23 protein-coding genes are annotated in these 19,846 nt (G+C 58.3%); 9 read left to right on the forward strand and 14 right to left on the reverse strand.

Annotated elements, in window-relative coordinates; genetic code table 11:
* Positions 1-2: 2 nt before the first annotated feature.
* From BM035_RS17395 to BM035_RS17420, 6 genes are all read right to left on the reverse strand, one after another.
* A complete protein-coding gene (locus BM035_RS17395) occupies positions 3-1,739 on the reverse strand; it encodes a formate--tetrahydrofolate ligase (protein WP_008172404.1) in 1,737 nt (578 codons plus the stop codon).
* Positions 1,736-2,650 carry a methylenetetrahydrofolate reductase gene (locus tag BM035_RS17400; RefSeq protein WP_053112834.1) on the reverse strand — a complete coding sequence of 305 codons (915 nt, stop codon included), beginning with the start codon at positions 2,648-2,650 and terminating at the stop codon, positions 1,736-1,738. The genes BM035_RS17395 and BM035_RS17400 overlap by 4 nt, the downstream gene beginning before the upstream one ends.
* 66 nt (positions 2,651-2,716) lie before the next feature.
* Positions 2,717-4,078 carry a glycine cleavage T C-terminal barrel domain-containing protein gene (locus BM035_RS17405; protein ID WP_053112835.1) on the reverse strand — a complete coding sequence of 454 codons (1,362 nt, stop codon included), beginning with the start codon at positions 4,076-4,078 and terminating at the stop codon, positions 2,717-2,719.
* A 116-nt stretch (positions 4,079-4,194) separates the two neighbouring features.
* A complete protein-coding gene (locus BM035_RS17410; protein WP_092033343.1) occupies positions 4,195-4,650 on the reverse strand; it encodes a DUF4112 domain-containing protein in 456 nt (151 codons plus the stop codon).
* A gap of 20 nt (positions 4,651-4,670) precedes the next feature.
* Positions 4,671-5,318: a DsbA family oxidoreductase gene (locus BM035_RS17415; protein WP_092033346.1), complete on the reverse strand. Its 648-nt coding sequence runs from the start codon at positions 5,316-5,318 to the stop codon at positions 4,671-4,673.
* Between the two features lie 57 nt (positions 5,319-5,375).
* Positions 5,376-6,239 (reverse strand): LysR substrate-binding domain-containing protein, encoded by an 864-nt coding sequence (locus tag BM035_RS17420; protein WP_008172413.1) that lies wholly within the window; start codon positions 6,237-6,239, stop codon positions 5,376-5,378.
* 112 nt (positions 6,240-6,351) lie between these two features.
* Here BM035_RS17420 and BM035_RS17425 point away from each other — a divergent pair, with 112 nt between their 5' ends.
* From BM035_RS17425 to tenA, 3 genes are all read left to right on the forward strand, one after another.
* The gene (locus tag BM035_RS17425; RefSeq protein ID WP_092033349.1) at positions 6,352-7,254 is read left to right on the forward strand and encodes a DMT family transporter; all 903 of its coding nucleotides are present in this window, start codon (positions 6,352-6,354) and stop codon (positions 7,252-7,254) included.
* 110 nt (positions 7,255-7,364) lie between these two features.
* The gene (locus BM035_RS17430; protein ID WP_008172415.1) at positions 7,365-7,577 is read left to right on the forward strand and encodes a hypothetical protein; all 213 of its coding nucleotides are present in this window, start codon (positions 7,365-7,367) and stop codon (positions 7,575-7,577) included.
* A gap of 24 nt (positions 7,578-7,601) precedes the next feature.
* On the forward strand, positions 7,602-8,270 hold the full coding sequence (tenA, locus tag BM035_RS17435; protein WP_092033354.1) for a thiaminase II: 669 nt from the start codon (positions 7,602-7,604) through the stop codon (positions 8,268-8,270).
* Positions 8,271-8,310: 40 nt separating this feature from the next.
* Here tenA and BM035_RS17440 read toward each other — a convergent pair whose 3' ends face one another.
* Both BM035_RS17440 and mtgA read right to left on the reverse strand, forming a co-directional pair.
* A complete protein-coding gene (locus BM035_RS17440) occupies positions 8,311-8,790 on the reverse strand; it encodes an NADAR family protein (protein ID WP_092033357.1) in 480 nt (159 codons plus the stop codon).
* A 96-nt stretch (positions 8,791-8,886) separates the two neighbouring features.
* On the reverse strand, positions 8,887-9,579 hold the full coding sequence (gene mtgA / locus BM035_RS17445) for a monofunctional biosynthetic peptidoglycan transglycosylase (protein WP_092033359.1): 693 nt from the start codon (positions 9,577-9,579) through the stop codon (positions 8,887-8,889).
* A 110-nt stretch (positions 9,580-9,689) separates the two neighbouring features.
* Between mtgA and BM035_RS17450 the strand changes: the two genes are divergently transcribed.
* The 4 genes from BM035_RS17450 (at position 9,690) to BM035_RS17465 (ending at position 14,009) form a co-directional block, all read left to right on the forward strand.
* A complete protein-coding gene (locus tag BM035_RS17450) occupies positions 9,690-10,019 on the forward strand; it encodes a 2OG-Fe(II) oxygenase (RefSeq protein ID WP_092033362.1) in 330 nt (109 codons plus the stop codon).
* Positions 10,016-11,233, forward strand: a complete 1,218-nt coding sequence (locus BM035_RS17455) for a polyhydroxyalkanoate depolymerase (protein WP_092033366.1) — start codon at positions 10,016-10,018, stop codon at positions 11,231-11,233. Before BM035_RS17450 ends, BM035_RS17455 begins: the two co-directional genes overlap by 4 nt.
* 108 nt (positions 11,234-11,341) lie before the next feature.
* Positions 11,342-12,085 (forward strand): 3-oxoacyl-[acyl-carrier-protein] reductase, encoded by a 744-nt coding sequence (gene fabG, locus BM035_RS17460; RefSeq protein WP_053112845.1) that lies wholly within the window; start codon positions 11,342-11,344, stop codon positions 12,083-12,085.
* Positions 12,086-12,110: 25 nt separating this feature from the next.
* A complete protein-coding gene (locus BM035_RS17465; RefSeq protein ID WP_092033369.1) occupies positions 12,111-14,009 on the forward strand; it encodes a PHA/PHB synthase family protein in 1,899 nt (632 codons plus the stop codon).
* 53 nt (positions 14,010-14,062) lie between these two features.
* Here BM035_RS17465 and BM035_RS17470 read toward each other — a convergent pair whose 3' ends face one another.
* The 4 genes from BM035_RS17470 to BM035_RS17485 form a co-directional block, all read right to left on the reverse strand.
* On the reverse strand, positions 14,063-14,752 hold the full coding sequence (locus tag BM035_RS17470) for a hypothetical protein (RefSeq protein ID WP_053112847.1): 690 nt from the start codon (positions 14,750-14,752) through the stop codon (positions 14,063-14,065).
* A gap of 84 nt (positions 14,753-14,836) precedes the next feature.
* Positions 14,837-15,631 (reverse strand): transporter substrate-binding domain-containing protein, encoded by a 795-nt coding sequence (locus tag BM035_RS17475; protein WP_254775527.1) that lies wholly within the window; start codon positions 15,629-15,631, stop codon positions 14,837-14,839.
* A gap of 107 nt (positions 15,632-15,738) precedes the next feature.
* A complete protein-coding gene (locus BM035_RS17480) occupies positions 15,739-16,458 on the reverse strand; it encodes a DnaJ domain-containing protein (RefSeq protein ID WP_008172429.1) in 720 nt (239 codons plus the stop codon).
* Between the two features lie 46 nt (positions 16,459-16,504).
* Positions 16,505-17,200, reverse strand: coding sequence for a hypothetical protein (locus BM035_RS17485; protein ID WP_092033371.1), 696 nt, complete (start codon positions 17,198-17,200; stop codon positions 16,505-16,507).
* Positions 17,201-17,357: 157 nt separating this feature from the next.
* On the opposite strand from BM035_RS17485, the gene BM035_RS17490 reads away from it, so the two are divergent.
* The gene (locus BM035_RS17490; protein WP_092033374.1) at positions 17,358-17,645 is read left to right on the forward strand and encodes a hypothetical protein; all 288 of its coding nucleotides are present in this window, start codon (positions 17,358-17,360) and stop codon (positions 17,643-17,645) included.
* A 33-nt stretch (positions 17,646-17,678) separates the two neighbouring features.
* Here the strand turns inward: BM035_RS17490 and BM035_RS17495 are convergent, their stop codons facing one another.
* Complete coding sequence (locus BM035_RS17495; RefSeq protein ID WP_008172436.1) at positions 17,679-18,107, reverse strand: organic hydroperoxide resistance protein; 429 nt, start codon at positions 18,105-18,107, stop codon at positions 17,679-17,681.
* 115 nt (positions 18,108-18,222) lie between these two features.
* Positions 18,223-18,678 carry a GatB/YqeY domain-containing protein gene (locus BM035_RS17500; protein ID WP_008172437.1) on the reverse strand — a complete coding sequence of 152 codons (456 nt, stop codon included), beginning with the start codon at positions 18,676-18,678 and terminating at the stop codon, positions 18,223-18,225.
* Between the two features lie 135 nt (positions 18,679-18,813).
* Here BM035_RS17500 and ltaE point away from each other — a divergent pair, with 135 nt between their 5' ends.
* Positions 18,814-19,824, forward strand: coding sequence for a low-specificity L-threonine aldolase (gene ltaE, locus BM035_RS17505; RefSeq protein WP_008172440.1), 1,011 nt, complete (start codon positions 18,814-18,816; stop codon positions 19,822-19,824).
* Positions 19,825-19,846 lie beyond the last annotated feature (22 nt).

The following is a 19,846-nucleotide window of genomic DNA, read 5'->3' on the forward strand; positions in this document are numbered from 1 at the left end:
TCTCAGGTTAACCCCACCACCAGGCCATTTTCATCCAGCGCAATGTCCAGGGCAGCGGGGCGCCGTGGCAGCCCCGGCATGGTCATAATGTCACCACAGACCGCCACCACGAACCCGGCTCCGGCCGCCAGGCGCACTTCCCTCACCGGCAACATATGCCCGGACGGCGCGCCCTTCACCGACGAGTCCACCGAGAAGCTGTACTGGGTCTTGGCAATGCACACCGGCAGGTGGCCAAACCCCAGGCTCTCGTATTCCTCCAGCTGTCGTTTGGCGATCGTTGTGAACTCCACGCTTCCGGCATGGTAGATACGGGTAGCAATGGTGCGAATCTTTTCCGCCAGGGGCAGGCTGTCTTCATAGAGGAATTTCACCTCCGGTTTGCCCTCATCCATCTGGTCCAGCACCGCCTGGGCCAGCTCAGTGGCGCCTTCACCACCGGTTGCCCAGTGATCCGCGGGCACTGCCCGCACGCCCAGCTCCTCGCTGATGGACTGGACCAGCGCCATCTCCTCCTCAGTGTCATCCGGGAAACGGTTGATGCACACCACCGGGGTCAGGCCAAACTGCTGCAGATTGCGGATATGCCGCTCAAGGTTGGCCGCCCCTTTTCGCAGCGCCGCCAGGTCGGGAATCCCCAGTTGGCTGCGGGGAATACCGCCCTGCATTTTGAGAGCCCGAATGGTGCAGACCACTACGGCGGCATCCGGGCGCAATCCCGTGTGCCGGCACTTGATATCAATGAACTTTTCCGCGCCCAGATCGGCACCAAAGCCCGCCTCGGTAACCACCACGTCGTTCAGGGCCAGCGCAGCCCGGGTTGCGGTGACGGAATTGCACCCGTGGGCGATATTGGCAAAGGGCCCACCATGAATAAACACCGGATTGTGCTCCAGGCTCTGCACCAGGTTTGGCTGCAGGGCTTCTTTCAGCAGTACGGTGAGTGAACCCTCGACACCCAGATCACGAACGGTTACCGGCGACATGTCCGAGCGCCGTCCAACGATGATATTTCCCAGGCGCTGCTTCAGATCCGCCCGGCCATCCGCCAGGCAAAGGATGGCCATGATTTCCGATGACACCGTGATATCGAACCCGGTCTCACGGGGCACGCCATGTGCCGCTCCGCCCAGGCCACAGACCATGTTTCGCAGCGACCGGTCGGTTATATCCATGACTCTGCGCCAGCTTATGTAACGCGGATCCAGCCCGGCTTCATTGCCCCAGTGAATGTGATTATCGATCAGTGACGCCAGCAGGTTATGAGCACTGGTAATGGCGTGGAAGTCGCCGTTGAAATGCAGGTTGATGTCTTCCATCGGGATCACCTGAGCCCGGCCTCCGCCGGCAGCACCACCCTTCATGCCAAAGCAGGGCCCCAGGGACGGTTCCCGCAGACACACGGAGGAACGCACACCCAGCCGGTTGAAGCCATCATTCAGCCCTACACTGGTGGTGGTCTTACCTTCCCCCGCAGGGGTTGGCGTAATGGCCGTCACCAGTACCAGCTTGCCTCTGGGTGCCGAGTCGGACGTATCCACGTAGGCCATGTCCAGCTTTGCCTTGTAATGGCCAAAGGGCACCAGGCTCTCCGCCGGCAAACCGAAACGCTGCTGCGCCAACAGCAGGATAGACTGGGGCTGAACCGAACGGGCAATCTCGATATCCGGAGTGCCCGGCGGTGGAAACTCGGACGGCGCTGGCGTGTCGGGCGTCAGTTTACTGTACTGAAGACTCATGGCACTGCCTCCCTGTTGTTCTCGCAGGACCCACTGTGATCCCGAATCCATTGCGCTGACTGGCGCAGCCCCCCGAACGGAAACAGATGAATGCCCCGCAGCAACGTCTCCGGATTTTCCAGGCAGTACTGCACCAGCGCCCGGACCATATCGTCGGGTTTCCAGGCACCCAGCATCCGGGCACTGCCAGGGCGACGAAGCAGCATACGTGCGGATGCGCCTACCCCACACATAGCTGCATAAGCGATAAGCGTTTTAACCCGGGTTGGGCCCGCCATGCCGATATAGACAGGCACTTCTTCCAGAATATTGCCCAGCCCTTGCAGCCAGTCGATCACCACCTCAGCGTCGAAGGTGAACTGGGTGACCACCCAGAGCCTGGTAGCGGTCGTACGGGCGTATTCACGCTTGACGCTCAATGCCTGAGCCAGGGTTGCCCGATCCGCCATAGGATGGCCGTCCGGATGAGCCGCAACACCGATACCGTGGAACCGGAACTGGGCCAACAATCCCGATTCGAGCACGGCCAAAGTGTCGGGAAACGGGCCGGCCACGGCATCGCTGTCGCCCGCGATCAGCAGCAGACGGTCTACCCCGCTTTCATCTAATTGGGCCAACCAGTCCCGCAACTGCCCCCGGCTCTGGGCCATTCGGGCGGGCACATGCGGCACGGGCTGCATACCCAGATCCAGCAGACGACGGGACGCTTCCAGCGTGTCACTGAACTGCCCCTTTGGCAGGAAGGGCACGTACACGCAGGTGCCTGCCGGCAGAAGATCCGGCAAATGTTCTGTCGTCAGGATCTGGCGGGGTGTGGCCTCAATGGATGCCGAGCGCACCAGATCACGAAACCGTGCTGCTGCCTCCTCATCGGGCCGATTGAACGCCTGTCTTTCGCTAACCAGTGTCATAAACCGCGCACCCCATTGCCAACGGTGTTTACCCGACAGCTGTTATCGCCGGTTCTTCCCGTTCGGTTAATCGGCGAAGTCGATCCCCTTGGCCCGGGCTCTTTCGCGGGCGTTGGGATTCACCGAAGGCCGGAAGGGCACTTCCACCACTTCCGCCTCCACAGCGGTTGAACCATCCGCGGCGGCATATTCCACAGGAAGATGCACAGTCAGCCGCGTGCCGACAGCCCGAAGGTCAAACGGCACATACGCCAGCGCGATGTTGGTCTCAAGCTCCGGGGAGTACCAGGGGGAGGTAACATAGCCCTCCGCTTCGCCGCCGTCCGGGCCACTGATAAGCCAGAAATCGTTGGAGTAGTCAGTCACCTTGCCGCCGCCAAAACGGATGCCCACCATGATGTGGCTGAAAGGCGGGCGACCGGCGTCCAATTGCTCACGGACCTGCTCAAGCTTTTGCTTGCCGATGTAATCGGCCTCCTTGTTGCGCGGCACCTGGTAGGCCAGGTTGCACTGGAACGGCAGGGTTTCCTGATCCACATCCTGGCCCCAGGACAGAATGCCCGCAGCAATCCGGCGATGGTGGGCGGGCGCTATGACCCGCAGGTTGTGGGGCTCGCCCGCGGCAAGCACGGTATACCAGAGGTCCTCGGCGTATTTGGTCGCATCCTTGAGGTAAATCTCGTACCCCTTCTCTCCGGTAAAGCCGGTCTGGGACACGATCACGTCGTGGCCGGCCACCTGGCCTTCCATCAAGCCGTAGTAGGGAATGTCCCGGACGGCGTCGCCAAACAGGTCCGCCATCAGGGCTTCAGACTTGGGCCCCTGAATCTGCACGGGCGCCACATCGATTTCCGCAATGGTGACATTGAATCCCATGCCAACGTTTACGCCCCGCATCCACAGCTCAAGATCACTGTCGGAGAGCGAAAACCAGAACTCGTCCTCGGCGACCCGCAGCAGAACAGGATCATTGATGATGCCACCCTCTTCATTGCAGAGGATGACGTACTTGCCACGCATGGGCTTGATCTTGGTCGCATCCCGGGTGATCACGTAATTCACGAACCGCTCGGCATCCGGGCCTTTGACCTGGATCTGACGCTCAACCGCCACGTTCCACATGGTGACGTCGTGGATCAGCGACTCGTACTCCAGCATGGCGCCGCCGTCTTCCGGGCGAACATAACCCCGGGGGTGGTACATACGGTTGTAGACTGTCGCGCGCCAGCAGCCCGCCTCATAGGCCAGATGCCAGTAAGGTGACTTGCGGACCCGTGTGGAAATCAGCATCTCCACCGGCGTGGGGCCAGATTGGCGCAAGTTGATGGGAACGCGTCGATCAGACTGGTCGACGCTGTCGGGCTGGCGTGCCGCACCGGCCCGTTGTTGTGGATAATCCAGAAGTGCTTGCTCGAATTTAACAGCCATTGCTATCTCCCCCTTCCCGGGTTGTCGATAGCCCTAATGTGGCCCTCTTTGAGGTTGCCGGGAGGAACCAATACGACACTCAGTCGACTAAAAGCGTCAGAGGGACGGCAGCAGGCCTAGAGAATCAGTGTCAGACCGCCCGTAACGACAGCGAACAGCACGGACAACCAGATCACGGTCATCCAGGGGAAAGGCGGAGGCGGTGGTTCAATCGCCAACTCCTTTTCCAGGTAGTTACGAAGCAGACGGGTGTTGCGGGTGTTGGCTTTATAAACCGCGTCGAAGGCATCGCCTACCACTGGCAACAGCCCGCCGAGAAAGTCGATGCCCATATTCCGCAACATGCGCATCTTCACCGCCTTGGTGGCGCCTGCTCGCTGCGCTTCCACCAGTACGTATCCGGCCAGGACCAGGCCCACGGCGTCCCCGACCACGGGCAGCAGGCCAATTACGGCCTCCGCGCCAATCCGTACATTGGTGAAAGGAATAGCGATGTTGCTATCGGTAAAGCGGCTGAACTTATCCAGCCGTGCCAGAATGGCCCGTTGCCGGGCTTCGGATGGTTTCTGCATTCTATCTCCAACGAAGGCGCTCACTCAGGCTTTGCGCTGATTTCTTCGAATGCCTGAACCAGGGTGTCGGGTTCTTGGGCGCCGGAGATCAGGTATTTACCGTTCACGATGAAGGCCGGCACCGCAGAAACACCGGCCTGTTGATAGGTTGCTTCATCCTCGCGTACCACGTTGGCGAATTCATCGGAATCCAGAATCTGCTTTGCCCTCCCGCGGTCCAGCCCCAGGCTCTCGACACAGGCCAGCAACACGTCCTGGTCTGAAACGTCTTCCGCCTTTCCAAAGTAAGCCTCGAAGAGCGCCTGCTTCATCTCCGTCTGCTTGCCCCGCTCAGCCGCCCACTTCACCAGCCGATGGGCGTCGAAGGTATTGCAGGTGAAGCGCTCCTGCATTTTCTCAAAGTTGAGGCCCAGATCTTTCGCAATCGTCATCATCTGATCCTGGGTCGCGCGCATTTCCTGCTCACTTCGACCGTACTTGCGGGCCAGGGCCGGCAGGATGGGCTCGCCCGTGCCAGAGTGGTCCGGGTTCAGCTCAAACGCGTGCCATTGCAGGCCGAATTCATACTCCGACGCCAACTGTTTCATAGCCTGTTCCAGGCGGGCATAACCAATCGCGCACCATGGGCAGGCGATGTCGGAAACAATGTCGATGTTGATCGTTTTCATGGGGTATCCCGTTAATTGCGTTTAGACACGATACTGCCAGCCTAACACGGAGACAGATCAGCCATCTCCCGCCAGATGTTCCCGGATCAGCTCTGCCATCTGCCGGGCCGGTTCAGTCGGACGGCCCGACGGCCGATGCAGGGCCATCTCGATGGATTGCAGGGCCGGCATACCGCTTCGTTCGTCCAGAACCCGCAGCTGGGGTGTGAGCATATCGCGGGTTACGGGCACCACCGCCAATCCGGCCACGACAACGGGCATCAATCCTGTCATCGACTGGCTTGAGTAAGCCAGGCGCCATTGCCGACCCGCAGAAAACAGCGCCTGTTCTGCCACCTCTCTGAACACATCAGCGCCCGGTGAGTAAAGCGCGAGAGGAATGGGATCTGTCAGGGACGGCTGTTTCTCGGCGCCAACCGCCCACACCAATGGCTCCCGGCGAATCACTTCGCCCCCGGGAGAGCGGGTCTGACGGGTCACAACCGCCAGGTCCAGCTCACCAGCCTGCACCTGCTCCAGCAGCCTGACGCTTGATCCGCAGATAACCTGCAGCTGAACCGACTGGAACAGCTGGCTGAAATGGGAGAGAACGGAGGTCAGCAAAAACGCATAGTCTTCCGGGATACCCAGGCTCAGTTGCCCCGATACCTGCCGCTGCCTGAGCGAATCCAGTGCCTCGTTGTTAAGGGCCAGCATCTTCCGGGCGTAACCGATCAGTTGCTCGCCCTCAGCGGTAAACCGAATACGCCGGCCCTCTCGCTCGTGAAGAGACACTTCCAACAGGGCTTCCAGGCGATGCAACTGCATGCTGACAGTTGACTGGGTATAGGCAAGCCGGTCAGCCGCCGCGGTTACCGTTCCGGTGTCGGCAATGGCCACCAGTGTTTGCAGCACGTTCAGATCCAGAATACGGGGACGCAATTCATCAACTCCTGTGATGCTTTTAATCACTAAACGTTGTTTTTGTGATATCTCAAGCAAGTATATCCTCCCGCTGTCAGATCACAACACACCAGCTAAAGGAGGACTGCCCATGAGGATTGTCAACGCGCCCATACGTCTGCCCAACATCCTGAGCATCATCGCGGCTCTGGTTGCCGTCGTTCTTTGGGCTGTTGCCCCTTTGCTGGTCGATGCAGCGCGTTCCATCCCGCCCTTCCAGCTTACGACCATCGCCCTGATCAGTGGCGCACTGGCCGTGCTGCCCATGAGTTTCCGGGGCCGCGAAGCGCGTAAACCTGTGAAAGTGTCCTGGCAATGGAAACTGGTGATTTTCGGTCTTGTGCCTTTGCTGGTTCTGGGGGCGGTCGGCGCCTACCTGGCCGGGCTTGGCATGGCACCCACCGCAGAGGCGTCATTGATCACCTATACCTGGCCGGTCATGTTCATCCTGATCAGCCAGTGGGCCTTCCATCGGCGGATCGCCCTCCCGGTTATTGCGGGGGCACTGATTGCCTTTTCCGGCGCGGCTTTGCTGCTGGGCCCGGAGGCCCTGAATAATGGTTTTTCAGGCAACCTGACCGGTTACGGGCTGGCTCTTCTGGCTGGGGGTTGCTGGGCTCTTTACTCCTGGATCTGCCAGGCAACACCCGTAGCGATCGCTCCTGTAATGCCAGGCCTGTTCCTTCTGGCTGGCGCCGGAGCCGCAGCCGCAGATACCGTTTCCGGCTCCGCCCATGTGCTGCCTTCAGGAACCGCGCTCGCCGCTGGTGTCGCCCTGGGTCTGGGTCCATATGGCCTGGCCATGGTGGCCTGGGATCTGGCATTAAGGAAAGGCCCTACCGCACTGGTGGGCAGCCTGGCTTATGCGGTACCTGTGCTGGCCGCTCTTTTCCTGGTACTGGCCGGGATTGCCGCGCCAGACTGGCGGCTTCCGCTGGCTGCGATGCTCGTAGTTCTTGGTTCGCTGGTGGCAGCCAGCCGTCGACGAGCCTGAACCTGACAGATCGTCGAGCAAGACGACCAGTCCAAGGCAGCCTATCGGCCTTTCCCGGAAGACATGCGTATACTCCTCATGTGTAACTCAAACCGCAGAGGAGTATGCCAATGGCCGACGAAGACACGCTCACCGCCCTGAAAACCGCCTTTACCTTCATGCCCCAACCGGTCGAAATCAATCGGTTCGAATACGGCGACGATGCTGACCGAATTCTCGCGCAGGTGAATTTTGTGCGGGAAGTACTGGTCAGTCACGGCATTGATCCGGAAGAAGTCGCCGGTGAGATCAACCCGGACTCGTCACCGAATTCCTGTTACTGAGTCGACCGTCCTCCAGGAGAAAGCATGCCTTATCAGTTCGAAGACCTGAAAAAGAGCTGCCAGAACGAATGGCAGGCCTACATCGAGCACGGCTTTGTGGAGCAACTCGGTAATGCGACATTAGCGCCCGAGGCGTTCCAGCACTACCTGAAGCAGGACTACCTGTTCCTGATCCAGTTCGCGCGTGCCTTTGCTCTTGCAGCCTATAAAAGCCCGACACTGTCGGATCTCCGCCAGGCCAAGGAAGGTTTGCAGGCCATTGTGGATGTGGAGCTGGATTTGCACATCAGCTACTGCAAGGAATGGGGAATTTCCGAACAAGAGCTGGCCGAACTGCCGGAAGCCCGCGCCACACTCGCCTACACGCGCTATGTTCTGGATACCGGCAACCGTGGTGATCTGCTGGACCTCCACGTCGCCCTGTCGCCTTGCATGGTGGGTTACGGTGAAATCGCCAACTGGCTGAACAGCCGGGCGGAAACGATTCGGGGTGAGAGCAACCCTTACGACGCCTGGATCGCCATGTACGAGAGCGACGAGTTCCAGGACGCCATGCAGGCAGAGATCTGCTGGCTCAATGAGCGACTGGCCGAAGTCTCCCCTGCCCGCTTCAAGGAACTAACCCGGATTTTCAGCGACGCCACCCGGCTTGAGATTGATTTCTGGGAAATGGGCTTGAAGCAGAGCGATTAACCTGCGCTACCAGCGTTGCAGTTGGCGCGCAGGCTGGAGTTCAAGCCTGCGCCGCCCGCTCTTCCCGCAATCTGGCCCGCACATTCATCAACACTTTTCCGTAACGGTTATCGCCCCGACGATCCCGGCCGCAGCCCCAGAAATAATCGAAATTGCTGTTTTCAACGATTTTCGTGTCGCCGGTATCCAGCAGAGCCTCCGCCAGCTCGGGATGGGTTCGGCAGCGCACGTAGATCCCCCGTGTCATAACGGTTTCGCGCACCTGCTTCCAGTCCCGCCGCAGGCTCTTGTGGCGCTTGCGCCCTAGCTTTCCGGCCTTGCCGGGCGTGTCGGCGTTGCGCACCTTTTCCTGGCGGTTGTCGTCGGTGAACTTCATGCCCTGGAAATAGTGTTCCACGGTTGGCCAGACCTTGCCTTCCAGCTCGAAACTGTAAGGGGCATGGGTGCCCAGCGGATTGTCCGGATCTGTTCGGGACATGAACAGGTCGTTCTCACCGTTGTCGTCGGGGAAGAGAGACATTCTTGCGATCCTTTAGAAATAAGTGGTCCTGCAATACCCCTAGTATCAACGAGTCCGCGCCAGGGGTCACGCCAATAAACCGGCTCATCTGCAAGACTAGAGATCTCGCAGGTATCCAGCACCCAGCTGTGCAATCTGGCCCCGAATCCAGGCCACTCGCTCCAACACATACGACGATGGCGAATTGACCCGCAGGACTTTCGGATTCGGGAGTACGGCCGCGAGCAGCGCGGCCTGGTACTCGGTAAGGTGACGGGCAGGCTTGCCGAAGTAGGCCTGGCTGGCGGCTTCAACGCCATAAATTCCGGGGCCAAACTCGGCAATATTCAGATAAACTTCCAGTACCCGCTGTTTTGACCAGAGGCCGTCTATTACAAGTGCCAACCCCGCCTCGATGGCCTTGCGAATGAAACTGCGACCGTTCCAGAGAAAGAGGTTCTTGGCCGTTTGCTGGGTGATGGTACTGGCTCCTCGAAGCCCGTCGCCGGCCCGGTACTCCGAGAGCGCCTGACGAACCGCCTCAAAATCCACGCCCACATGATGCGGGAATCGCTGGTCCTCGCTGGCAACCACCGCCAGCGGCATCCAGGGAGAGATCTCGCCCATGGGCACCCATTCGTGGGCGAGGGATTTGTTCGCGCCCTGAAGCTGATAACCCACCATGAAGGCCGAGGTGGGTGGATTTACGAACCGGAACATCAGGACCACCAACAGCACCAGCACGATAGCGCCGGCGCATAGCAGCAAAAACCATCGCAAAAGCTTGCGACCACCTGATGCTCTGGCCATCAGTTCAAATCCTCATCTTTGTACGAGCGAGTTCCCGGCCATAATTGACCTACGGGCCGCACAGCGCGCAAACTGCTGATAGCGATTCTGTGAGAGTGTATGCCACTACCATGCCTGCAAAAGTAAAAACCCGGATTCTCTTTCATTCCAGACGCCTGAATATATACCTGGTCCGATATCCAGAAGGCCACAAGGTAGGGCCGCACGTGGACATGGTTTCCGAGGGCCGGCTCTACAAACTCAATTGGGTTCTGGCGAAACCCAAAGCCGGTGGCGAATTCATCTGCGACAAGAATATTTTCAACCTTTTTGGAAGATTGTATCTGTTTCGCCCGGATCTCTATGAGCATCGGGTATCAAAGATCGAGCGCGGAAGTCGATGGCTGTTGAGTTTTGCGTTGACTTCCGGACTCCATAACTCAAGCAGGACAGTATCATGATGTATTTTGCCCATGAAATGAGCCGTGCCGCGCTGATGCCCTTGCGCATGATGACAGACGCACAGAGCAAATTGCTCAGGCACCCTCTCAGCCCTTTGTCCCGCTTACCCGGCGCTCGCAGTATTGCTTCCGCCTACGGCGTGTTCGGCGACCTGACCCGACGCTACCCGAAACCGGCCTTCAATCTGCACACAACGGTGTGCGATGGGGAGGAGGTCGACATCAGTGAAGTCATCGTCAAACGCAAACCCTTTGCCCAGCTCAAGCATTTCCAGCGCAGCGTATCGCGGCCTGATGACCCGAAACTCCTGATCGTTGCGCCGCTTTCCGGACACTTTGCCTCTCTGCTGCGGGGTACCGTCAAGGAAATGCTGCCAGACCACGACGTCTACATCACCGACTGGCGTGATGCCTGTCGTGTCCCCTTGTCGGCTGGCGACTTTGGGCTGGACGACTATATCGACTACGTTATCGATTTTATTGAACAGCTTGGGCCAGACACCCATGTATTGGCGGTTTGCCAGCCCGTCGTGCCGGTGCTCGCAGCCACCGCTCTCATGGCCGAAGATAAAAACCCGGCAACACCGCGCTCGCTGGCTCTCATGAGCGGCCCCATCGACGGACGTATTGATCCCACGGCACCCTGCGAACTGGCCACCAAACACAACCTGGCCTGGTTCCGACGCAACCTGGTTCACCCGGTACCCGCGCCCTATCCGGGGGCCATGCGGAAGGTTTATCCCGGCTTTCTGCAACTGACCGGATTCGTGAACATGAACTTCGACCGCCACATTGATGCCTACCGGGGCCTGTTCAAGTCCATGCGTGACAAGGAGGTCGAAAAGATCAGACGTCATCGTGAATTCTATGACGAATACCTCGCGGTCATGGATCTGCCGGCCACCTATTACCTGGACACCATCCAGCGTGTCTTCCAGGAGTTTCACCTTGCCCGGGGCTGCTTCATGCACCGGGGCCGAAAAGTGAATCCGGCGGCTATCGAAAAAACAGCACTGATGACGATTGAAGGCGAGAAAGACGACATTTCCAGCCCCGGGCAGACCCGGGCCGCCCATAAACTATGCGTGAATATCCCGGACGCCAGGCGTCTGCACCATCTGCAAGAGGGGGTTGGCCATTACGGTGTCTTCAATGGCAGCCAATGGCGCGAATCCATTGCGCCGCGGCTCAAGACATTCATCCGCGAAGCGTGACGGGTATCACATTTTCTTGTCGCGACTCGGGTGCTCTGCTAGCTTGAATGAGGTGATTAATAATAAGGAATAACAACCAGAGCGGGCTACCGCTCCAGGGAGGATTTCATGCAAGACCTCAAGGGCAAGGTCGCCCTCGTAACCGGTGCCTCACGCGGCATCGGTCGTCACATCGCACTTCAGCTTGCTCAACGCGGCGCCGATGTCGCCATCAACTACCGCTCACGTCAGCCTGAAGGCGACGAAGTTGCCAGGGAAATCGAGGCCACCGGCGTCCGGGCACTTGCCTTCAAAGCAGACCTCTCGAAGATGCCGGAAGCGCGGAGCCTGGTTCGTCAGGTTCAGGACGAGTGGGGCCGCATAGACATTCTGGTGAACAACGCCGGCATCACCAAAGACAAGTCCATGAAGAAGCTTACCGACGACGATTGGAACGACGTCCTGGATACCAACCTGGGCAGCGTCTACGCCACCTGCTCGGAAGTGTTGAAAATCATGATGGACCAGAAGTACGGTCGAATAATCAACATCACCTCATTCGTCGGGCAAGCCGGCAACTTTGGGCAAGCCAACTACGCAGCCAGCAAGGGCGGTATCATTGCGTTTACCAAGACCCTGGCACTGGAAATGGCCAAGTACAACATCACAGTCAACGCCATCGCGCCCGGCTTTACCGAAACCGAAATGCTGGCCCAGGTCCCGGAGAATATCCGTGAACAGATCATTGCCAGGGTTCCCATGGGTCGGTTTGGCAAGCCGGAGGAAATTGCCCGCGCCGTGGTCTTCCTGGCCGCGGAAGGCGATTACATCACCGGCCAGCAGATCAACGTTAACGGCGGCGTTTACATGTAACACTTGAAAGACAGAAGGCGAAAAAATGGCTGATAAACCAATAAAAAAGCAATCAACGCCTGACTTCGAACCCAATGTGGTAAGCCGCTCTCTGGCACGAGTGGGTGTTCATGGTGGTCACCTGCTCAAGCGCTCCATAATGCGCCGTTTGCGCGGTGGCCCGCCGAATCCGGCCAGCGTCGGGAGCATGACCAAACCCTTTGTCACCCTGACCGGCAAGCTTGCAACCCAGCCAGACACGCTTCTGTTCGCGCAGATGCGACTGATCAAGGACACCAGTCTGTTCTGGTCTGGCCTGCTGGCCAGCGGTATTGGCAAGAAACCACTGACCGTAGCCGAACCGGAGCCCGGCGACGGCCGCTTCCGGGATCAGGCCTGGAACGACGTCATAGCCTTCAACGCCGTCAAGCAGGCCTATTTACTGTCAACTCGCTGGGTTATGGACACCATTGACGATGTCAGGGATCTGGACGATCACGATAAGCGGAAAGTCCGTTTTTTCGCCAGCCAGATGACCGATGCCCTCGCCCCAAGCAACTTCGTTCTGAGCAATCCGGAAGTGTTGCGCACAACCGTTAAGACACGGGGCAAGAACCTCCTGCGAGGCCTGGCAAACCTGCTGCGTGATCTGGACGAGGGAAAGGGCCCGATGCCTTTCCGCATGTCCGACCCGGACGCCTTTGAGGTGGGCGACAATCTGGCCAACACACCCGGCGACGTGGTGTTCCAGAACGATCTGATGCAACTCATCCAGTACCGGCCGACCACCGAGACCGTTCATCGCGGGCCTTTGCTGGTGATACCGCCCTGGATCAACAAGTACTACATCCTCGATCTTGGCGAGAAAAAATCCTTCATTCGTTATTGGGTGGAACAGGGCCACACCGTGTTTGTGGTTTCCTGGGTAAATCCCGGGCCAGAGCTGGCACACAAGACCTTTGAGGACTACATGCTCGAAGGTCCGGTCGCCGCCATGGATGCCATCGAGCAGGCGACGGGTGAGCGGGAAATCAATACCGTCGGCTACTGCATCGGCGGCACTCTGCTTGGTTGCACGCTCGCCTGGCTGGCCGCTCGCGGGGATGATCGCGTAAAAAGTGCGACGTTTCTCAACAGCATGATGGATTTCTCCGACGTCGGAGATCTGGCCGTCTTCATCGACGAGGACTCAATCGCCAAAATCGAGAAGGCCATGAATAAACAGGGGTATCTTGAAGGCGCCTCCATGGCAACGGCCTTCAACATGCTGCGGGCCAACAGCCTGATATGGTCGTTTTTCGTCAACAATTACCTTCTCGGCCGCGATACTGCGCCCTTTGACCTGCTGTACTGGAACTCGGACGCCACTCGCATGCCAGCGGCGATGCACAGTTTTTACCTGCGCAATATGTATCTGAACAACCGGCTGCGTGAACCCGGTGGCATTTCCCTGGCGGGCACGCCGATCGACTTGAGAAAGGTGAAGGTTCCCAGCTACTTCGCATCCGCCATTGAGGACCACATCGCACCCTGGGTCTCCTGCTACAGAGGCGCACGTAACCTGGGCGGCCCGCTGCGTTTTGTGCTCGGCGGTTCAGGACACATTGCCGGCATCATCAATCCGCCCGAGAAGAAGAAGTACGGCTATCGCCTCAACGAAGACAACCCGGCCAATCCAGAGGAATGGCTGAAAGGTGCCGAGCAGTTTGAAGGTTCCTGGTGGCCGGATTGGGTGGCTTGGGCCGAGCAGTTCGGTGGCGGTGAGGTTAAGGCTCGCATTCCGGGAGAGGGCAATCTGCCGGTGATTGAACCGGCGCCCGGGGCTTACTTGCGCAACGAGCCGGCACCACCAAGCCCGGCGGTCCGGAAGCGGCGACAACCGCAACGCGGGAAATCGGGTTCCGCGAAGCAGAAAACGCCATCACCTGAGAAAGTCACGCAGTGAAGCATCCGTGGACTGAGCGGGAAACTCTGGAATAGCGGGCCGGCGAAAGCTCCCTAACGCAGCTCGGAAACCAGGTCACCGGCGCGACAACTCCTGACTGCGCGTTTGATCTTGCCCACATCCTCGCTGTCCAGATTCGCTCGAGACAGGTAAAGCGAAACCGGGAGGGTTCCCGCTGTTTGCTGGAATACCTTGACCACATCAGGACCAAAGAGATCCTCCACCAGAAGCGCCGGCAATACGACCGCATCCAGGCGGTCATAGTGAAGCATGGCAACCAGTTGGGACCACTCTGTGACTTCTTCGATTCTCGGGTTTTCGTCGGTAATGAACTGTTCACCAACAAAGCTCCGAGGCAGCCCATATTTAAGGCCCGAGGTTTCAGATATCGGCGGAAGTTGGCGATTCGAGACAAAAACATAGTCCGCCGAAAACAACTCACCGGCGAACTCGCCGATTCTGTCCCGACGCTCACTCTGGGCAAGGGGCAGAACCATCGAGACTTCTCCCGAGTGCAAATACCCCAGCCCTCTTTTCAGAGGCACCTGAATAAACTGGGGCTGGATGTCAGCGCGATCAAAGACACATTCGTAGAGCGGCGCCAAGGACCCATAGAGCTTGCCATCGGAGTACCCGATCACGCCCTGCAACCCTTCACCAACGGCGACAGGAACCGAGGCGGCCGCAAGGCTGGAAAAGAAGATCTGCAGGCTGATGAAGACTGCACAGTGTGGCCGAACCATCGCTCCACTCCATGGGACTGAACGCATGAATTTCCTGCGATCAGGGTCGTCCAGATTCGCTTACCTTTCCATACGGACCTGTACTTAACGTCCTAGATACCTGAAACGTAGCACATTCTGATACTTATCGATGTATTTCTGATTGATGAGACCAATCACACCCGATTGCCGCAAATCGTCGAAGCATTGATCAAAGGCTGCGGCGAATGCGGGGTTCCGAAAAACCATCTTGTGCGGCGCCGGGTTAAAGATTGGCGCGAAACGAAAAGCATCAGACTGCGAGGGCCAGCTTTCACCGCGGCGCTTCTTGTTGAAGATTCTCCGATTCACTTCCGCGACCACGAATCCGTCGGCCAGAATCGCATCGACCCGGCCCATAAACAGTAGCCGGGAGTGAATGGTCTGATCGGCGATTTCGGTGAGCGAGGCGAATTCAGGTACGTTATCGCTGATCCCCAGCACATCGCCCCCTTCACGGAACGTCACCACGTTGAGACCGGCCAGGTCTTTGACCCTTTCAATCGGCCCGACACGGGAGTGATTGTAGAAAGCTCCGTTCTGGTACCAGATGTAGGCGGATGTGGAATAACCGGGAAGACGCCAGTGCAAAGGTACTGTGGCAATAGCATCGAAGTCCTGACGATCCCTGTAGGTCCTTGCATGGCGCTCATAGGGCTGCATGATGAATTCGGCCTCAAATCCGCACTCATCGAAGGTCGCCAAAACCAATTCTATATCTCGCCCCTCGAGACTTGGCTCCGCTGCACCCGGTATCTGAGCAGCGAGAACTTTAAGCCGCGGCAGTGGCTCCGAATTCGCAGCCAAAGGGAATCCTGGCAGAAGAAATAAAAAGAAATGGGCGAGCGTTGAAATCTTCAAACCGCTGTCTTCTCACCTCGGGCTAAAAAGTTCAGTTTTTGAACAATATCCTTATCCGGGCGTGCAGGCAATCACTCTGAGCATATGCCTGCAAACCAGGATGCAACTCAGCCCAGAAGACACTCCTTGGCCTCATTGATGCGCGCCGCCAGGTAATTGCTGCCACCATGGTCCGGGTGAAGTTTTTGCATCATCCTCCGATGGGCTTTGATGATCTCTTCCCGACTGGCTCCGGGCTCGAGCCCCAGAATGTCCAGCGCTTCGCTCTCGGTAAGCGGGCCGCTCGTATTGCCACTGCCGCCCGACGGATCGCTTTCAGAGGCCGCCTCATCGTCTGCTCGCCAGGAGTCTCCGAACCGGCGATCCAGGTAAGTTTCAAGTAGCCGGGCAGAATCCTCGTCCTGGCCGCGGCAATAGCGCAATAGCTCGAGGAAATCGCTTTCGCTTAGCTCCGCCAGTTCTCTCCCTTCCATCGGGCCCTTGATGATCTTGCCGCTCATGATTCCCGAGTCGTGGTCCAGAGTCATTTCCAGAATATCGCTGGAAACATGGGACTGGTTGCCCGACTTGGGTCCGGCACCGCCAGCCACGCGACCGAGCCCGCCACGCAATAGAGATGGCAGCAGGCGACGCAACAGAGGATAGAGAAAGGCCAAACCGGCGAAGACAAAATGCAGTCGCCCGGTTACAGCCAGCAAGACGACGATGCCGATACCGGCCAGCAGGGCCAGCTTGAGAATGGCGGCATTGCGCTGACTGGCAGGCTGATTGCGCAACCACACCCAGGCCACAACCGCGACAACGATGGCAACAAGCGTTAAAGGCACTCAAATACCCCGGGCACAACGGCCCATCAATGGATTCTCACAAACACTACCGGATCTGTCTGGTCAGGCGTTTCACTTCCGGGGAACTACTGCTGGAAAAATCCTGCAGAGCCTTGGCTCCCCCGGAAGCATAGACCGCAACTGCCGCCATAAGATCCTTGAGCACCTGAGGACTGTTACGGTCAAAGGGTGCGTATGCGCCCCCTGAAAGCTTGCTCACCTGCTGGAATACCGCCCTTGCATGGGCATCATTGCCCTCGTGAAACATGAACACCGGTGTGCGCAGCATTCCCAGTTCCCCGGCGGTGTGACAGAGTTCGTCCACCGGTTCCTCGCAACAGTCACCGATAAACACCACAGCTTTGACGGGCTTTGCACGGGTCTCTTTCACCGCATGGGCCAATACCCGGCTGATCTGGGTGCGCCCACCGAGGCAGGAAACGCCGTTCATCAGATTCAGCAACTGCCCGGTTTCGGTCACAAAACCCGTGGCCTTGAACTCACCGAAGCCACGGTAGTAGCAGAGCTGAATGGCCAGGCCACCCAGATCCCGGGTTGCTATGAACAGTTCGCTCTGCAGATGGCAGGCCTGGTCCCAGGTAGCTTCCCGGCTTGCAGTCGCGTCCAGCGCGAAAATCAGCCGCCCCTGCCCGCCACCCTGCTTGGGCAACGTGCGAACCTCATTGATAAACTGGTCGATCGCCTGTTTGTCGGATCGGGTGCGTAGCTCTTTATCGGACATAGGCTCCTGAAAATCACGGCGGCTGAAAAAACTGACGCTAAAATAGTAGGGCATAGATCGCGCAATTCACAGGTTTGGCTCTTTCAGTTGGCTCCCCAGAGCACGCTGGGAACAAAGCAACGCACACGGCCATTGGCTGGTAGACCTGCCTGTTCTGATGCAGTGGCAGAGCCCGGGGCAGGTTTGGGCGTTCCGGGTGGAACGAAACGGGGACCGTTGGGCCACGATGGACAAGGACAGGGAAGTAGAAAGCGCGCTCTATTTACGCGAGTGGAGAACCCAACTGACTTATCGGCTGCACCAGGGGGGACAATCCTGGCCAACCATCGTTCTTGGCATAGGAGCCAGTCTGGCTACCCGTGTCCAATACAAGGACCTGAACACGGGCACCGAGGATCTGAGCCTTGGGGATGCCCTGCTGGCAAGCCTCAGGCTCGATTGGTAGATCCAGGTTCCGAGACCGGATCCAAACCGGGTATCAGCCTACCCGGTTGAGTGTTACGTCGATGTTGCCACGGGTCGCGTTGGAATATGGGCAAACCTTGTGCGCTTCATCGATCAGCTGCTTGGCCTCCGCATCGTCCATACCCGGAAGGCTGATGCGCAATTCCACTTCAATGCCAAACCCATTGGGGATCTGGCCGATGCCAACCACGCCTTCAATGGAAGCATCCTCCGGCATCTTGAGCTTGTCGCGACCGGCCACAAATTTCATGGCGCCGATAAAGCATGCGGAATAGCCTGCAGCAAAAAGTTGCTCCGGGTTGGTCCCCTTGCCGCCGGCACCGCCCATTTCTTTCGGGGTTGCCAGCTCTACATCAAGAATGCCGTCTGACGAAATTGCACGGCCGTCACGACCACCGGTTGCTTCTGCATGGGCACGATAGAGCACTTGTTCGATAGACATAACGCTTTCCTTTTTCCTTCGAATTTGAACAGAAATACCTTCCGAGGCATTTCCGCGCGACGATTTTCTGAACGACGCGTCGCCCCGTTTTATGCGATAGAAATGGTTAACTGGATCAACCCGCCAGCGCGGCCCGCACTTTCTTGCTCAAATGCCCCATCTCAACGCGGCCAAGTACCTGGGGCTTCAGTTCATTCATCACCTTACCCATGTCCTGCATGCCCTGGGCATCCGTTGAACTGATGGCCATCCGAATCAACCCGTCAAGATCATCCTCGCTGAGAGCCGCCGGCATGAACTCTTCAATGATCACCATTTCCGCTCGCTCTTTATCGCCCAGTTCCTCGCGGCCGGCTTCGTCGTATTGACTGGCCGCGTCGCGGCGCTGTTTGAGCATCTTGTCCAGCACCTTGAGAACATCCTCGTCATTGAGCTCGCGGCGTTCATCAATCTCGATCTGCTTCACGGCAGACTGGGCCATGCGCAAAGTAACCAGGCGGGTTTTATCCTTGTTCCGCATTGCTTCTTTTACCGCGCTGTACAGTTGTTCCTTAAGGGTTGGTGCCGTCATTGCTGATCTCCTGTTGTTTGGCTTTGTTCTGGTTTATGGGGACGAATCGGGAATAATGCAAAGGGTGGGAATTCCATGATTCCTGCTGCACTGTAGAATGCAGGCATCCGAGGAAAGAAAAAGGCGCCAGGAACAATGATTGATTTCCGCAGCGATACTGTGACCCGCCCCACCCCCGAGATGCGCGAAGCCATGGCCAGCGCCGAGGTGGGAGACGATGTCTATGGCGACGACCCTACGGTTAACAGCCTGCAGGCCTACGCCGCCCAGAGGCTCGGCTTCGAAGCGGCCCTTTTTACTGCCACAGGCACCCAGGCCAACCTGCTTGCCATCATGAGTCATTGTGGCCGTGGCGATGAGTATCTCTGTGGCCAGTCCGCTCACAATTACAAGTATGAGGGCGGAGGCGCCGCGGTGCTGGGCAGTGTCCAGCCCCAACCGATCGAGAACGAGCCGGACGGGAGCATTGATCTGGAAAAAGCCCGGGCCGCGATCAAGGCGGACGATTTTCATTTTGCCGTCACCCGTCTGCTCTCCCTTGAGAACACCATCGGAGGCAAAGTACTGCCCCTTGAGTACCAGGCGCAGGCCCGTGCGTTCTGCGACGAACACGGGCTTCTTCTGCACCTGGACGGCGCCCGTGTCTTCAATGCCGCCGTAAAATCAAACTGCGATGTCACCGAAATAACCCGGCACTACGATTCCGTCAGCGTGTGTCTGTCCAAAGGCCTGGGCGCACCGGTTGGATCGCTGCTGCTGGGGTCGGAATCATTCATCAAGCGGGCCACCCGGCTGCGCAAAATGGTGGGGGGCGGCATGCGCCAGGCCGGCATTCTGGCCGCCGCGGGACGTATCGCGCTCGAAAGGGGGCCGCTTCGACTGCTCGAGGACCATGAAAACGCCGAATACCTGAGCAACGGCCTGGCAAAGATTCCGGAACTTGAGGTCAACCCGGCCAGTACCCAGACCAACATCGTTTACGCAAGGTGCAAGGCAGGCGGGGCGTCACAGCTGAAAGACTACCTGGCCGAACAGGGCATCCTGATTACGGCCGGCGACCCGATCCGCTTTGTGACCCACCAGGATGTCAGCCGTGAGGATGTCGACATGCTGCTGACGGCCATCCGGCAATTCTACCCGTCCTGACCGGATACTCTCGCTCAAAAAA

Source organism: Marinobacter sp. DSM 26671 (assembly GCF_900112835.1).
Classification (GTDB): domain Bacteria; phylum Pseudomonadota; class Gammaproteobacteria; order Pseudomonadales; family Oleiphilaceae; genus Marinobacter; species Marinobacter flavimaris.

Excerpts from the sequence above, each read along its gene's own strand:
- BM035_RS17455 (WP_092033366.1), top strand. The coding sequence starts at position 10,016 with ATGATGTATTTTGCCCATGAAATGAGCCGTGCCGCGCTGATGCCCTTG.
- BM035_RS17490 (WP_092033374.1), top strand. The coding sequence starts at position 17,358 with ATGCAGTGGCAGAGCCCGGGGCAGGTTTGGGCGTTCCGGGTGGAACGA.
- tenA (WP_092033354.1), top strand. The coding sequence starts at position 7,602 with ATGCCTTATCAGTTCGAAGACCTGAAAAAGAGCTGCCAGAACGAATGG.
- ltaE (WP_008172440.1), top strand. The coding sequence starts at position 18,814 with ATGATTGATTTCCGCAGCGATACTGTGACCCGCCCCACCCCCGAGATG.
- BM035_RS17395 (WP_008172404.1), bottom strand. The coding sequence starts at position 1,739 with ATGAGTCTTCAGTACAGTAAACTGACGCCCGACACGCCAGCGCCGTCC.
- BM035_RS17400 (WP_053112834.1), bottom strand. The coding sequence starts at position 2,650 with ATGACACTGGTTAGCGAAAGACAGGCGTTCAATCGGCCCGATGAGGAG.
- BM035_RS17485 (WP_092033371.1), bottom strand. The coding sequence starts at position 17,200 with ATGTCCGATAAAGAGCTACGCACCCGATCCGACAAACAGGCGATCGAC.
- mtgA (WP_092033359.1), bottom strand. The coding sequence starts at position 9,579 with ATGGCCAGAGCATCAGGTGGTCGCAAGCTTTTGCGATGGTTTTTGCTG.
- BM035_RS17430 (WP_008172415.1), top strand. The coding sequence starts at position 7,365 with ATGGCCGACGAAGACACGCTCACCGCCCTGAAAACCGCCTTTACCTTC.
- BM035_RS17425 (WP_092033349.1), top strand. The coding sequence starts at position 6,352 with ATGAGGATTGTCAACGCGCCCATACGTCTGCCCAACATCCTGAGCATC.
- BM035_RS17405 (WP_053112835.1), bottom strand. The coding sequence starts at position 4,078 with ATGGCTGTTAAATTCGAGCAAGCACTTCTGGATTATCCACAACAACGG.
- BM035_RS17470 (WP_053112847.1), bottom strand. The coding sequence starts at position 14,752 with ATGGTTCGGCCACACTGTGCAGTCTTCATCAGCCTGCAGATCTTCTTT.
- fabG (WP_053112845.1), top strand. The coding sequence starts at position 11,342 with ATGCAAGACCTCAAGGGCAAGGTCGCCCTCGTAACCGGTGCCTCACGC.
- BM035_RS17415 (WP_092033346.1), bottom strand. The coding sequence starts at position 5,318 with ATGAAAACGATCAACATCGACATTGTTTCCGACATCGCCTGCCCATGG.
- BM035_RS17500 (WP_008172437.1), bottom strand. The coding sequence starts at position 18,678 with ATGACGGCACCAACCCTTAAGGAACAACTGTACAGCGCGGTAAAAGAA.
- BM035_RS17410 (WP_092033343.1), bottom strand. The coding sequence starts at position 4,650 with ATGCAGAAACCATCCGAAGCCCGGCAACGGGCCATTCTGGCACGGCTG.
- BM035_RS17450 (WP_092033362.1), top strand. The coding sequence starts at position 9,690 with ATGCCTGCAAAAGTAAAAACCCGGATTCTCTTTCATTCCAGACGCCTG.
- BM035_RS17465 (WP_092033369.1), top strand. The coding sequence starts at position 12,111 with ATGGCTGATAAACCAATAAAAAAGCAATCAACGCCTGACTTCGAACCC.
- BM035_RS17440 (WP_092033357.1), bottom strand. The coding sequence starts at position 8,790 with ATGTCTCTCTTCCCCGACGACAACGGTGAGAACGACCTGTTCATGTCC.
- BM035_RS17495 (WP_008172436.1), bottom strand. The coding sequence starts at position 18,107 with ATGTCTATCGAACAAGTGCTCTATCGTGCCCATGCAGAAGCAACCGGT.